This is a genomic window from Mesorhizobium sp. B2-3-2 (assembly GCF_006442295.1).
In the GTDB taxonomy this organism is placed as follows: domain Bacteria; phylum Pseudomonadota; class Alphaproteobacteria; order Rhizobiales; family Rhizobiaceae; genus Mesorhizobium.
On the sequence record NZ_VFWA01000002.1, the window covers coordinates 283,069 to 296,681 of the forward strand.

The window sequence follows — 13,613 nt, forward strand, 5'->3', positions numbered from 1 at the left end:
CCGGCCACGCCTATTTCTTGGCGCCCGACAGGCCGGTCCTGGTCATCTCGCCCCAGTTCTGGTCTGCCCGCAAGAATTGCCACCAGCCCTTCACGCGCCAGAAATTGTTGAGCTGGCGATAGCCAAAATTCTCGATCACGGCGACCGCGGTCAGCACGGCTAGGTCCCGGGCGCGTGGGAAGCGCTGGAGCTCGGCCTCTTCGAGGATGAGGGAACATACGCTCACACAGACGCCATAGGTGAAGATGAGCGAGGTGAAGGCCAAAAGATACTCCGCCGAAAGGATGCCAAGCAGCCAGAAAGCCGGGATCAGGATATAGCCCAGCACCTCCGCCACCGGCCCGAGCACGTCGACAATCAATATGTGGCCGAAACCGAGAAAGCCGACGCGGCCATAGCGCGGATTGAAAAGCATGGCGCGGTGGCGGAAGAAGCATTCGAGCGCACCGCGCTGCCAGCGCGTGCGCTGCCTTGCCAGAACGCTGAGCGATTCCGGCGCCTCCGTCCAGCACACCGGTTCGGGGATGAACTGGATGCGGTATTTGCGCCTGGCGTCCCGCATGTGGCGATGCAGCTTGATGACGAGGTCCAGGTCCTCGCCCATCGAACCCTTGGTGAAGCCGCCCACCGCCACCACTTCCGCGCGGCGGAACATGCCGAAGGCACCGGACACCAGCATCAGCGTGTTGATGCGGCTCCAGGCAAGCCGCGCCATGAGGAAGGCACGCAGATATTCGACTACCTGGAGCAGCGGCAGCAGGCGGCGCGGCAAATGGATCTCGCGCACCCTGCCGGCCTCGATTTTCGAGCCGTTTGCGATTCGGATCGTGCCACCCACGGCGATGGTGCGCTCGGGGTCGTCGATGAAAGGTTGGGCAGCGCGCATCAGCGCATCGGGCTCAAGGATGGAGTCGCCGTCTATTACGCAGAAGAGCGGGGCCCGGCAGACATTGATGCCGGCATTCTGGGCGTCGGCCTTGCCGCCATTCTCCTTGTCGACTACGAACAGCCGCTCGGTCATCGGCGAGGAATAGAGGCCGCGAATCGGCTTGTGCGCGAGCGCCTCCTCATAGGGCCGATGGAACTTCACCAGCCTGAAGGCCTCGATCAGGCTCTGCAGCGTCCGGTCCTTCGAGCCGTCATTGATGACGATCACCTCGAAATTGGGATATTCGAGCGCCAGCATGGAATGGACGCTCTCTACCACGTTCAACGCCTCGTTATAGGCGGGCACCAGCAGCGCGATCGGCGGTGCGACGTCGCTATAACGGTGCCAGAGCAGCGCCGAGCGCGCCACCGGCGGGCGCTTGGAAAGCGCATAGCCGGCGACGACGAGCTGCAGCAGATAGATCGTCGTCTGCGCCAGCCCCGCCCCAATGATGAACCAGGACAGGATGGTGGCGGCAAGAACGATTTCGTGGCTCCAGTCGGCGATCATGAGGCTGGCCCCTCGGCAAGAACGAGCGAGGCGGTGCGCTGACTGCGCGAGACCTCGCTTTTGGCAATCTCGCGCAGCAGCCGCTCTCCCGGCTGGCCGAAGGAGCGCAGCGCATTGGCGGCGGCATAGCGCACGTTCCACGCCTCATCGTCCATCAACCTGGCCAGTGGCGGGGCGAGTTCAGACAGGCCGAGCCGGCCGGCTGCATCGGCGGCGGCGCTGCGCACGTCCCAGTCGCCGTTTGCCATCGCGGTCGCCAGGATCGCCGACGCGTCAGCGTGTCCCGTGAGGCCGAGCGCGCGCAGCGCCGCGGCGGCCACCTCGGGCGAGGCGTCGCCGGCCAGGCGGGCGAAGAAATCGGCGAAGCGAAAGCCGCCGGCACGGGCAAGCGCGTCGATCGCAGCCGCCCGAATGAAGGGCACGGCGTCAGCGCGCGCGGCGCGGTCCGCGAGCTCGTCGAGGCGCGCCGGCGGCAAGCGCCTGAAAAGCTCGATCAGGCGCCGCGAGCGCTGACCCGCCACGCCGATCTTGCGCAGCGCAATGCCCAGCGGCGGCAGGCTGCCGAGATCGCAGAGCGCGATGGCGACGGCGATCCTGACCTCGCGCGAACGGTCGTGATCGAGCGCCGAAAGCAGGCTTGCCACCGCACCTTCCGAACGCAGGGCCGCCAGCATCTCGGCCGCGTGTATGCGATCGGCCACATTGCCTTTTTCCAGCTGCCTGCCGACAAGGGCCGGTAGGCCGCATTCGTTGAACGCCGCAAGGACGTCGTCATGCTCCTCGCCGCGCAGCATCGAAATGAACTCGAAGCCGGCGTTGATCGCCACGCCCGCCGGCACCGCGAGCACCGCTGCCTTCAGGGTCTCGCGGTCGCGGTTTTCGGTGAAGGCGATCAGCGCCGTCAGAAGCTGGCGCCGCTGGTCGGCCCCGGCTCTGCCCCAGCGCTCCTGCAGCACGCGCCGCGCGACCAGGGACAGCATGATCACCAGGGAAAGAGCGCTGAGCAATATGGACAGGTCCCAGATGTACCACATGGTCAGAACCGCGCGGTCAGTCCGAGCCCGAATATGCTTCGGTCGAACGTCGGGCGTTGCTCATGCGCGATGCTGGCGCGCAGCGTCAGTGGGTCGCTGACGTCCCAGGAAATACCGCCAAAGGCGGTGCGCGTCGGCACCAGCGTGCCGTCGGAGATTTCGGGGGCGTCCGCGTAGCCGCCGAACACATTGAAGTGCTGTGTCACCGCGAGGTCGGCGCGAAGCACATAGCCGTCAGCACGTGTGCCGATATCGTCTTGCGCATGCACCCAGCGGGCGGAAAGCCCCAGGCGGCCGTCGAGGACATAGCCCTGCACCCACGGTGAGATGCTGGTGACGCCGGTGTCGGCGAAATTGTCATAGCGGGCGTCGATGTTGAGCGTTAACGGTCCGAACGCCTTTGCCGGGGCCACGACCTGCCACGAAGCGCCGGCGCCGATCGAATAGCGCGCCAGGAAATCCGCGTCCGGGGTCGCCGCAGCCAACGCATAGGCGGAGAATGCGGGCGAGAAGGCCCGATCGACACGGCCCTCGATCTGGATGTCGGTGTGGCCAAAGCGGGTGGCCAGCCGGGTGCGGCCGGAAACCGTCATGCGCGGCGACAGCCGATAAGCAAGACCGGCCGAACTGTCGGTCCAGTCGCCGAGCCCGTCGGTGAGATCGCTCACCTCGCTTCCGAGGTCGAGCCGCCATTTGCGCGGCGGCGGCACGGCCAGCCTCTGCTCGATATCGGCAGAGCCCGGCTCGATGGCGAGCGCTTGCTCGTAGGCCTGCCGCGCGGCGTCGTCGTCACCCTCGGCGCGGCGCACATCGCCGATCCCGACCAGCGCCTCAGCGTTGCGCGGATCGGCCGCAAGCACGCGCTTGAATGACTGCCCGGCGCGCGCGTAGTCGGCCTCAAGCAACGCTACTCTCGCGTCCAGGTCGAGCGCCTCGACATTGTCCGGCGCCGAGGCCAGCAGACCGTCGACCAGGGCGCGGGCGCGCGGCGCGTCGCCTTGCCAGATCGCCAGGCGGACCTTGCCCAGCCGCGCGTCGAGAAGGCCGGGCTTTGTTGCCAAGGCGCGGTCGAAGAAATGCCCGGCTTCGTCGAAGCGCTGGCTGGAGCCCACGACCAACCCAAGGGCGACCATGACGTCAGTGTTCTTCGGCGCCAGCCTTAGCGCCCGGCGATAAATCTTCTCTGCATCGGGCAGCTTTCCCGCCGCACGCAACCGCCTGCCCTGTTCCATCAGGCCAGCGACAGGATCGGGCCGCTGGTGAGTTGGCTGCTTCGAAGGCGCCGCGGCAGCCGGAGCCGGTTTCGCCTGGCTGGCCAGCTTCGCCTTGCCGGCCTGCTTGGCCTTGCGGATATTCTCGACAAGTGCGGCGGCATCGGCATTGCCGGGATCGGTCTGGGCGACCGATTCAGCGAGCGGCAGCGCGGCATCCAGATTGCCGGAGCGGAACTCAACTTCCGCCATGCCGAAGCTGGCGTCCCGATACGCCGGGGCAAGGGAAAGCGCCCTGGAAAAGGCATCGCGCGCGGCCGGCAGCTTGTCGCGGCCGAGCTCGGCAAAGCCGAGCTGGACCAGAGCGTCGGTATTGTCGGGCTTGAGCGCCAGCGCGCGCCGAAAAAGATCCGCCGCCTCCTCGAAATGCTGCGCTTGCCTGGCCTTGACGCCGGATGCATAGAGCTCGTCGACCGTCTGCGCCAGCGCGGCGCAGGAAGGCGCTGCGATCGCCAGGACCAGGCATGCGGCCAGAGCTGCGCGCCGGCTGCGCCTCATCAGCGTTTCCCGCCCTTGCGCGAGATCAGACGCGCGAGCCGGGCCAGAAGCTCCTCGGGGATGAATGGCTTGACCAAATAGTCGTCGGCTCCCTTCTCAAGGGCCGAGACAATGTCCCTTTCAGCCTTGCGGGCTGTCAGCATAATCACCGGTGTTTCCGACAGAGCCGGGTCGCCCTTGATGCGGGTCAGCACCTCGAGACCGTCGGCCTTGGGCATCATAGCGTCGAGCACAATGATGTCGGGGCGTTCCTGCTCCGACTTCACCAGCGCTTCGGCTCCGTCCACCGCTTTGATGACCTCGTATCCCTTGGCCCTCAGCCTGAATTCCATCAGCTCGAGCAACAAGGGATCATCATCGCAGATCAGAACTCTTGCCTTCGCTCCATCCACCAGTCCTGCTCCGATCGCGCCTCGTTGCCCCCCGGAGTGATCAACCCATGAACCGACATCCGCCAAAGCGGTCCATGCCAGAAATCCGCGCGGCTTTGCCCGCGGCCGCTAACGTCGTGCAATCATAGATAAAGCCGATTCGCGACGGCAGCATTTCGATACAATCACTAGATGAATATCGGCCCATGGTATAGGGAGCCGTAAACGGCAAACAGCGCCTTGCCGACCGACTTCTTGCCGTCACCTTCGCTGGCGCGCCCAGGCAGGGCCATCGCGCCGCCGGAGCAGCTTCCTCACTTCACCTGCAAGCGCCAGCGGATCGAAGGGTTTGGCGATGACCCCGACCGCTCCCATGGCGAGATAGCGCTCGACCTGATGCGTTTGCGTACGCGCCGTGATGAACGCCACGGATATTGATGCCGTCAGCGGCGAATCGGCCAGGCGCGTCAGTGTTTCAGGCCCATCCATGTCCGGCATCATCACATCGAGCAGGATGAGGTCGGGCTGCCAATCGGCAGCTTCGGTCAGCGCCACGCCCCCCGAGGAGCAGGACCGCACCTCGAATTCCGGATCGAGTTCGAGCGACATTTGGGCAATCTCGCGAATATCGTCCTCGTCATCCACATAGAGGATCCTTGCCGGCATCATCGTCACTCCTTGGCATGGGTCGGGGCGACGTCGTGGCGTGACGAGGCCAGCATGTTTCTGACCAGCTTCGCGACGTCTATTTCAGAGGCCTTGGTCTTGGTCATGATCGCCTGCACCCCGTCGCCGAGCTTCTGGTCGAGTTCCGCGGCCGAGAAGACGATCACACGGGTGTCTAGCGGCAGATCGGCGAGCAGATCCAGCCCTGATCCGTCGGGAAGCGCGATGTCCAGGATGATCAGATCGAAGCGATGAAGCGCGATAGCCTGCTGGGCCTCCTTCAGCGTTTTGGCCGAGGTTATCGAGACGCCGGAACCCAGTCCCTCCGACATCACCGCGAGCACGCCCTCGTCGTCCTCGACATGGAGGATTTTCGGCTTCGGCTCGATCCTGCTTGCGACAATCTTGGCGAGAGCGGCGTGAAGCCGCTCCGAATCCACCGGCTTCTCCAGCCAGTCGACGATGCCGACAGCCGTCCCGTTCAGCGTCCGCCTGGCCTCGTCGGCGACAGCGGAGATGACGATGACCGAAATGTCGGAATTCACAGGCGATGCCCTTATGTCGTGGAAGAGCTTGATGCCGGATTCCCCCGCCAGCTTGATGTCGAGCGTCAACGCCACGTAATCACGTGACCGCAGAAGCGCCTTGGCGGTGGCGATGTCAGGTGCGACGTCGCTGGAAAAGCCCTCCGCATCCAGAAGCGCAGCGATCACTGCCGCGACGTCGGTCTCGTCCTCGCAGATGAGAACACGCATGCGGCCATCGGGCTTCGGCGGCGGGCGCTCCGGCGAAGCCGGCTTCGCGTCGTGCCTGGGCGCTTCGGCAAGGTCGACGTGGAACGAGGTTCCCTTGCCTTCCTCTGTCTCGAAGGAAACGGCGCCGCCCAGCTTTTCCATGATAGTTTTGACGATACTCAAGCCTAGGCCCGTGCCCCCCTTCTTGCGGGTGCTAGACGCATCGGCCTGCTCGAACTTGCCGAATATCCGGCTGCGGAACGCTTCCGGGATGCCTGCTCCCTGGTCGACCACCGATATGCGCAGCATGTCGCGGTCACGACGCTCGAGCTTCACCATTACGGTGCCGCCGGGATCGGAGAACTTGATCGCATTCGACAGCAGGTTGGCCATCACCTGATGCAGACGGTCCGGGTCGATATTGGCCTCGGCGCGCGGAGCATCGTCGACCAGGACGATGCGGATCCTGTTCTCGGCCATGTAATTGGAACTGGCGGCAATAGCCTGCTCCAGCACCGGGCGGACAGCCATCTGCTTGATCCTGAAGGCGACTACGCCCGATTCGATCTTCTCCATGTCGAGGATGTCATTGATGAGAAGGACCAACCTTTCGCTGTTGTTGTGGGCGATGTTGACGAGGTTGGCGGCCTTGGGTGGCAGTTCGCCCGCGACGCCTGCCGCAATCAGGCCGAGCGAGCCGCGGATCGACGTCAGCGGCGTGCGCAACTCGTGGCTGACCGTCGAGATGAAGTCGTTCTTGAGCTGAGCGTTTCGCTTCTGCTCGGTGATATCGCGATTGTAGGTGATGACGCCGGTGATCCTGCCGGCCTCGTCGCGGAAAGGAGCTTTCAAGGTGTAAAGCCAACCCTGCCTGCCATCTGGAAACAGTGCGGGCTGATCGATGCGCAACGTTTGCCCGGCCTCCAGCGCGCCCGTCTCATCCTCCCTGAAGCCTTCGGCCACCTCCTTCGGATAGAAATCGAAATCCGTCTTGCCGATCAGATCCTCGACCGAAGCGGCGCGCATCATTTCGGCAGTGGCTGGATTGGCGACGACGAAGCGGCCGTTGACATCCTTCACGTTTAGGCAATCCGGCAACTCGCGAACCATGGCGCGATAGATCATGTTGGACATGGCGAGGTCACGCCGCCGCTGCTGGCGATCGAGCAGCACGCCGATGATGAAGGTGCCGAGGAAGCGGAACACTAGCGACGGGAGCGTGCTCTGCTGCACAAAGCTGGCGACGACCTGCGGGGGGATGATCAGAAGGGTGATCAGTCCGGCCAGCGAGACTGACACGCCGAGGCCGAGTATATCGAACATAGTGCGCGACCGGGCCGCGACGATGTGGTGCCATGCCAGACCGACCACGGCGGTGATCAGGATGCTCATGACGCCGGCGCTGGCACCCTGCCCGCCAAGATAGAGCCGATAGGCGATGGAGCCGGCAGTAGCGATCAACATCGCCGGCCACCCGCCGAAGAACGCGGCGGCTGCGACGAAAGCGGCGCGCAGATCGACGACGAAGCCGGAGACGGACAGAGCCGTCGCCATGGAAATGATCGCGCCCACGCACATCACCCCGCCGAGAAGCAGCGACTGAGTTCGCTGCGGAAGACGTCCCGTGAAATCTGCCACAAGGTCCCAGGCGACGACCAAGATGGAGACCAGGGCAAGATTGGCGAGGAGTGAGTGCCAGATATCGGTCATGATTTTCCGGCTCCTTTTCTCCGATTCATATTGGCAAAACCTATCCAAGCTCTAAAGAGGCTGCGCGTCAGCCACCGGTGTAGGACTGAAGGCGTCCCGCGCGACGATATGGCAGGCGTCTTGGTTGCGCGCTCCTCGAGCATCAAGTCGACACTTGATCTCTTCGGCGCAACTCCAGCTTCGAATTGACCATGGCTGTTCTTAGGCGTCCGCTTACGGGCCGAGCAAGGACTGCTCGTATGGCCGACACGACGCGCAAAGTGGCCATATGCGCTTTTCCCCTTGCAGAACTGCCTCCTTTACTCCTGCCCCCGCTTCTGCGCGATCAAATCGAGGCGTTCGCGGTCGGAGCGTTCGCGTTCGTCGCGGTTGCGCATCTCCTTGTAGGCGCGCTCGACCATGTTGGTGCGCGCGGTTGCCGACGCGACGAGGCCGGCTTCCTGCCTGGCGCTTTCGAGGTTCGCCTCCTGGCGCACGACGGCCTGGGCGATGCGGCGGTGGTAGAGATCCGGGAAAAGACCGGAGAGGGAATTGTCCTTATCGAAATGCTCGACCAGTTCCTTGGCCTCGGCTTCGGCGGCATTTGCGGCAGCGAGGAGGGTGGCGTGGCGCGTCTCGTGCAGCGCCTTCACCTGTTCCTGCACCTTGACCAGCTTCTTCAGGCGGTCCTTGCGCGTGCTCATGTCACCTCGCCAGCGTCAGGTCGACAAAGCCGTCGACGAACAGCGACAGCATGGAGCCCACGGCGAAATAGAAGATGAGCATGCCGCCGGCGATGACGAAGGGCTGGGAGATGAAGTAGATCGGGATCTGCGGCGTCAGCTTGTTGACGAAGCCGATCGTGAGATTGACGAGAATGGCATAGGCGACGAAAGGGCTGCCGAGGCGGATGACCAGGAAGAAGGTGTCCGACACGGTGTCGGCGACATCGACCAGTGCCGCCTGCGGGTTGAAGAAGACGTTGACCGGCGCGACCGTATATGACGTCACCAGCGCGCGTATGATCTCATGGTCGAAGTCGAAGACGAACAGCAGCAGCAGCGCCGAGAACGAGATCATGGCGGCGAGCGCCGCCTGCGGTTCGGGCTCCTCGATCGCCGGTCCGCCCGAGCCGCCATAGCCGATCAGCATGGCGATGGCCGACCCCATGAAGCGCAGGGCTTCCATGTAGAGCCTGGTCATGGCGCCGATCAGGCCGCCGACCAGGAGTTCGGAAACGATCATCGGCACCAGGATCTGCGGACGCGGATCGACGAAGGGAAAGATCTTGTCCCACAGGAAGGCGAGCAGGCCGCCGGTGGCGGCGACCGCAACGAACAGCCTGACCTGCACCGGGATGCGGGCGCTGGACAGGCCAGGCATCAGCATGAAGCAGGCGCCGATGCGGCAGAAGGCGAGGAACGCCGCGATGACGACCGATTGCGAGAGAACGCTCACGATATGGTCCCGAGCACCCTGATCTCGACGCCCTTGGCGATTTCGACATGGGAGAGCACCGGCAGCGTGGTGAACAGGCGCTCGATGATCATACGCACATAGGGACGGGCGTCGGGCGCGGTGACAAGCACGAAACGCTCGCCGGCTTCGAGGAATTTCTTGATCGCCTTGGTGGCGTCCTGGCCGAATTCTTCCAACTGGCGCGGATCGATGTCGAACTCGCGGACCTCGCCCTTGGCGTCGCGCTTGAGGCTCTGATGGAAGGCGAGGTCCCAGCGGTTGCCGAGACGCAGCACCTTGAGCACGCCGCCTTCCGAAAGGTCGCCGCAGATCTGCTGCGCCATGCGGATGCGCACATGCTCGACGATCTGCTCGGTGCGGCGCACATGCGGCGCGATCTCGGCGATGGCTTCGATGATCAGGTGCAGGTTGCGGATCGAGACACGTTCGGCGAGCAGCAGCTTCAGCACTGCCTGCAGGCCGGGATAGGAGATGTGCGTGGTGCAGATCTCGTCGGCGAGCTTGCGGTATTCCTGATCCTGGCGCTCCAGCAGCGCCTTCATGTCCTTGTAGGAGAGGAGCTGCGGAAGGTTGTTGCGGATGACCTCGGAGAGGTGGGTGAGCAGCACCGACATGTTGTCGGCAAAGGTGAAGTTCTCGCGCTTCAGATCCTCGGCGAATGTTTCCATGACGGAATAGGCGCGCATGCCGAAGGCCGGCTCGCGGATCTCCTCGCCCGGAATTTCGGGGACATCGCGGTTGCCGAGCAACACCATGATCTCCCCAACGCGCATCGAATATTCGGCGACGACCGTGCCGTGCACCTTGATCTGGTAGCTTTTCGGCGGGATGGCGAAATCGTCGGCGACGCGCACTTCGGGCACGACGAAGCCATATTGCTGGGCGAATTTCTTGCGCATCTTGGCCATGCGGAAGACCAGCTCCTGATGCGAGACCAGCAGCCGGGTCGAAAGCTGCTTGCCGATCAGAAGTTCGATCTCGGCGGTAGCCAGCGAGGCCTTGACCGAGTTCTTCTCTTCCTCGGCCTTGGTCGCCTTCTCCTGGTTCTTCAGCGCCTCGGCCTCGGCCATGGCCCGGTTGTGGCGCATCGGAATGACATAACCGAGGCCGGCCATGCCGCCGGCGAGCGCGAAGAAGGGAAAGAAGGGCAGGCCGGGCATCAGGCCGAGCAGCACCAGCAGCGCCGCCGCCACATAGAGCGCGCGCGGATGCGCGCCGAGCTGGCCGAACACGGCCTGGTTCGTCGAACCGCGCGTGCCGCCCTTGGAAACCAGCAGGCCGGCGGCGAGCGAGACGATGAGCGCCGGGATCTGGGTGACCAGACCGTCGCCGACCGACAGCTTGATGAACACGTCGGCGGCCTCGCCCATGCCCATGCCGTGCCTGATATAGCCGATGGCGATGCCGCCGACGATGTTGATGGCGGTGATGATGAGGCCGGCGATGGCGTCGCCGCGCACGAATTTCGAGGCGCCGTCCATTGAGCCGAAGAAGGAGGATTCCTCTTCCAGCTCGCGGCGGCGCAACTGCGCTGTCTTGTCGTCGATCATGCCGGCGGAGAGGTCGGCGTCGATCGACATCTGCTTGCCGGGGATGGCATCGAGGGTGAAACGGGCGCCGACCTCGGCGATACGGGTGGCGCCCTTGGTGATGACGATGAAGTTCACCACGATCAGGATCATGAAGACGATCAGGCCGATGACGAAATCGCTGGCCATGACCAGTTTGGAGAAGCCGGCGATGACGTAGCCGGCGGCATGCGTGCCTTCATTGCCGTGCGACAGGATCATGCGCGTGGTGGCGATGTTGAGCGACAGCCGCAGCATGGTAGCGATGAGCAGCACGGTCGGAAACGAGGAGAAATCGAGCGGCCGCTGGATCCACAGCGCCACCATCAGGATCAGCACCGAAAGGGCGATCGAGAAGGCAAGGCCGACGTCGATGAGAAAGGCCGGGATCGGCAGGAACAGCACGGCCAGGATGATGACGATGCCCAGCGCGAAGAAGACGTCGCGGCCGTTCTTGGCCACGGCGCCGGGCTGGATGCTTTCGCTTATCGCCATTCTAGTCCTCGAAAACCCTGGGGCTGCCGAGCATGCGACAGCCCGGCGAGGGTAGCTGGCCAAGCTTGCGCGAGGGTGGGAGAGTGGGCCTGCCCAACCATCGAAAGGAAATCTCATGCTGCTGATCATCGGCACGGTTCGTCTGCCACCCGACAAGCTCGAACAGGCAAGGCCAGCGATGGAACGCATGGTTGTTGCCAGCCGTGCCGAGCCCGGTTGCCTCGCATATTCCTATGCGCAGGATGTCCTCGATGCCGGGTTGATCCGGGTCACGGAAGTCTGGAGCGACAGGGCGGCGCTCGACGCACATTTCGCCGCGCCACACCTTGTGGACTGGCGCGCAAGCTGGCCGTCGCTCGGCATTGGCGAGCGCAATCTCGTGCTCTACGAGGCCGGCGACCCGAAGCCGACCTGAGCGCTTCGCGGTCCGATTTCCACAAGCCGTGGCGGAGGCTCAGGATCTGGCGGCATCTGCCGTAGCAATTGCGACCAGCCAACGTCTGACTGTTCTTTCTTCCTCGGCCGACAGGCCTTCCGTCAGGTCGCGCTCGATTGCGCGCACCCGCTCCCGACACGCTCGCAGCAGCGCCCGGCCGCTGTCGCTGAGGTCGAGGTGCACTATGCGGCCGTGAATTGCATGCGGCTTGCGAACCAGTGAGCCGGCCCGCTCGAGATTGGCGACAATGACGCTGAGCGTTTGCGGGGTGAGCAAGGCCAGCCGGGCGAGATCGGCATTGGAAAGGCCGGGGTAGGCGGCCAGCATGGTCAGTGTCACGAACTGCGGCTGCGTCACGTCGAGATCGGCGAGCGCTCGTTCGACCCTGAGCCGATGGGCGCCCGCCGCCTGCCGCAGGAGATAGCCGATATAGCCTTCTTCGCCACGTTTGCCTTCGCCCGGAGCCGGGATCGAGGGGCGCTGATTTGGCTTGCGCATAATGTAAGAGCTCTTATATGTTGTTCGAACCCTGATATTATCGCAGTGCAAGGACGATGACGATGGCCTATCGAATTTTTCTCGCCGGTGCCGCAGGCGCAGTCGGGCAGCGGCTGATCCCCCAATTGCTGGCCGCCGGTCATCAGGTGACGGGCACCACGCGCAATGCGGACAAGGCCGCCAGGCTGGAGACGCTTGGCGTCGAGCCCGTGCTGGTCGATGTGTTCGATGCGCACGCGCTGTCGCGCGCCATGCTTGGCGCCCGACCCAACATGGTCATCCATCAGCTGACCGACCTGCCGGCGGGCCTAGATCCGAGCCGCATGGGCGAGGCGGTCGTACGCAATGCCCGTATTCGGGACGAAGGCACCCGCAATCTGGTCGCCGCCGCTGCGGCGTCCGGCGTCCGCCGCCTGATCGCGCAGAGCATTGCGTGGGCTTATGCGCCCGGCCAGCAGCCCTACACCGAAAGCGACCCGTTGGATGCCGATGCCGAAGGAAACCGCGGCATAAGCGTCAGGGGTGTCATTGCGCTGGAGACGACCGTGCTGAACGGGCCGTTTGCCGGCGTCGTCCTGCGCTATGGCCAGCTCTACGGGCCGGGAACTGGAACCGAGGCGGCTGGCGGCGCGTCGCCGCTCCACGTCGATGCAGCTGCCTATGCCGCGCTGCTCGCACTCGACAAAGGCGCGCCCGGCATCTTCAACGTAGCCGAACCCAATGAGGCTGTCTCGACGCGAAAGGCGGTCGAGGAACTCGGCTGGCGCGCCGATTTCCGCCTGCCTGTCTGAAGCAATCCACGCGGAGACATCGACATGATCAGCAATCAGGCTCGCCGGCGCACCGGCCAATTTCTCATCGGCATCAGTGCCGTCGCGGTTCTGTCGGCAGTGTCGGCAAAGTGGGCCGGCCCGGGTTTCATCGGCGCCGTGCTCCCTGCAATGGAAGGCCACATGCATATGGAAGGCGCCGATGCCGGCAGTCCCTCCGCGGCACGGCCAAAGACCGTCGTTACGCCCGTTTCCTGTGAAAAGCTGCCGAATGTGCCGGGCAAGTCGATCACCACAGCCGTCGTCGAATTCCCCCCGAATGCCTATACGCCTCGCCACCGTCATCCCGGCTCGGTGAGCGCCTTTGTGCTGGAAGGCACGCTGCGCTCGCAACTGGCGGGCGGTCCCGTCGGCATCTACGTCAAGGGACAAACCTGGTTCGAGCCGCCCGGCGCAGTCCATCTCTTCGCCGAGAATGCCAGCACCACCGAACCCGCCGAACTGCTGGCGACCTTCATTGCCGACGACGATTGCGGACCACTGACAATCCCGGACTGACGGCAACGCCGATCGTTTCGCAGACAGGGCAGAAAGACCGCAATCAGCCGGTTTCCTGGCCATAATGGCGCCTTTGATGTCGGCATTGTGGTTGTCATGCCGTACCGC

General features: G+C 64.2%; 13 protein-coding genes. 3 read left to right on the top strand and 10 right to left on the bottom strand.

Features of this window, described 5'->3' with window-relative positions:
• Nucleotides 1–10: 10 nt before the first annotated feature.
• The 9 genes from FJ964_RS06600 to flhA all read right to left on the bottom strand — a co-directional run bounded on the left by FJ964_RS06600 (nt 11) and on the right by flhA (nt 11,243).
• The gene (locus tag FJ964_RS06600; RefSeq protein ID WP_181172386.1) at nt 11–1,438 is read right to left on the bottom strand and encodes a glycosyltransferase family 2 protein; all 1,428 of its coding nucleotides are present in this window, start codon (nt 1,436–1,438) and stop codon (nt 11–13) included.
• A complete protein-coding gene (locus FJ964_RS06605) occupies nt 1,435–2,472 on the bottom strand; it encodes a HEAT repeat domain-containing protein (protein ID WP_140549641.1) in 1,038 nt (345 codons plus the stop codon). The genes FJ964_RS06600 and FJ964_RS06605 overlap by 4 nt, the downstream gene beginning before the upstream one ends.
• A gap of 2 nt (nt 2,473–2,474) precedes the next feature.
• Nucleotides 2,475–4,241, bottom strand: a complete 1,767-nt coding sequence (locus tag FJ964_RS06610; protein WP_140549642.1) for a YaiO family outer membrane beta-barrel protein — start codon at nt 4,239–4,241, stop codon at nt 2,475–2,477.
• The gene (locus tag FJ964_RS06615; protein WP_140549996.1) at nt 4,241–4,633 is read right to left on the bottom strand and encodes a response regulator; all 393 of its coding nucleotides are present in this window, start codon (nt 4,631–4,633) and stop codon (nt 4,241–4,243) included. Before FJ964_RS06615 ends, FJ964_RS06610 begins: the two co-directional genes overlap by 1 nt.
• Before the next feature lie 240 nt (nt 4,634–4,873).
• A complete protein-coding gene (locus FJ964_RS06620) occupies nt 4,874–5,278 on the bottom strand; it encodes a response regulator (RefSeq protein WP_140549997.1) in 405 nt (134 codons plus the stop codon).
• A gap of 5 nt (nt 5,279–5,283) precedes the next feature.
• Nucleotides 5,284–7,722, bottom strand: coding sequence for an ATP-binding protein (locus tag FJ964_RS06625; protein ID WP_140549643.1), 2,439 nt, complete (start codon nt 7,720–7,722; stop codon nt 5,284–5,286).
• A 299-nt stretch (nt 7,723–8,021) separates the two neighbouring features.
• The gene (locus FJ964_RS06630; protein ID WP_140549644.1) at nt 8,022–8,405 is read right to left on the bottom strand and encodes a hypothetical protein; all 384 of its coding nucleotides are present in this window, start codon (nt 8,403–8,405) and stop codon (nt 8,022–8,024) included.
• Between the two features lies 1 nt (nt 8,406).
• Entirely contained in the window at nt 8,407–9,159 is a 753-nt protein-coding gene (gene fliR, locus FJ964_RS06635; protein WP_140549645.1) for a flagellar biosynthetic protein FliR, read from the bottom strand.
• Nucleotides 9,156–11,243 carry a flagellar biosynthesis protein FlhA gene (flhA, locus tag FJ964_RS06640; RefSeq protein ID WP_140549646.1) on the bottom strand — a complete coding sequence of 696 codons (2,088 nt, stop codon included), beginning with the start codon at nt 11,241–11,243 and terminating at the stop codon, nt 9,156–9,158. Before flhA ends, fliR begins: the two co-directional genes overlap by 4 nt.
• A gap of 115 nt (nt 11,244–11,358) precedes the next feature.
• On the opposite strand from flhA, the gene FJ964_RS06645 reads away from it, so the two are divergent.
• A complete protein-coding gene (locus FJ964_RS06645; RefSeq protein ID WP_140549647.1) occupies nt 11,359–11,658 on the top strand; it encodes a putative quinol monooxygenase in 300 nt (99 codons plus the stop codon).
• A 39-nt stretch (nt 11,659–11,697) separates the two neighbouring features.
• On the opposite strand, the gene FJ964_RS06650 is transcribed toward FJ964_RS06645, so the two are convergent.
• On the bottom strand, nt 11,698–12,177 hold the full coding sequence (locus FJ964_RS06650) for a MarR family transcriptional regulator (RefSeq protein ID WP_140549648.1): 480 nt from the start codon (nt 12,175–12,177) through the stop codon (nt 11,698–11,700).
• A 62-nt stretch (nt 12,178–12,239) separates the two neighbouring features.
• Between FJ964_RS06650 and FJ964_RS06655 the strand changes: the two genes are divergently transcribed.
• Together FJ964_RS06655 and FJ964_RS06660 are read left to right on the top strand one after the other, a co-directional pair.
• On the top strand, nt 12,240–12,968 hold the full coding sequence (locus FJ964_RS06655; protein WP_140549649.1) for an NAD(P)-dependent oxidoreductase: 729 nt from the start codon (nt 12,240–12,242) through the stop codon (nt 12,966–12,968).
• 24 nt (nt 12,969–12,992) lie between these two features.
• Nucleotides 12,993–13,505 carry a cupin domain-containing protein gene (locus FJ964_RS06660; protein WP_140549650.1) on the top strand — a complete coding sequence of 171 codons (513 nt, stop codon included), beginning with the start codon at nt 12,993–12,995 and terminating at the stop codon, nt 13,503–13,505.
• The last annotated feature ends 108 nt before the right edge of the window (nt 13,506–13,613 follow it).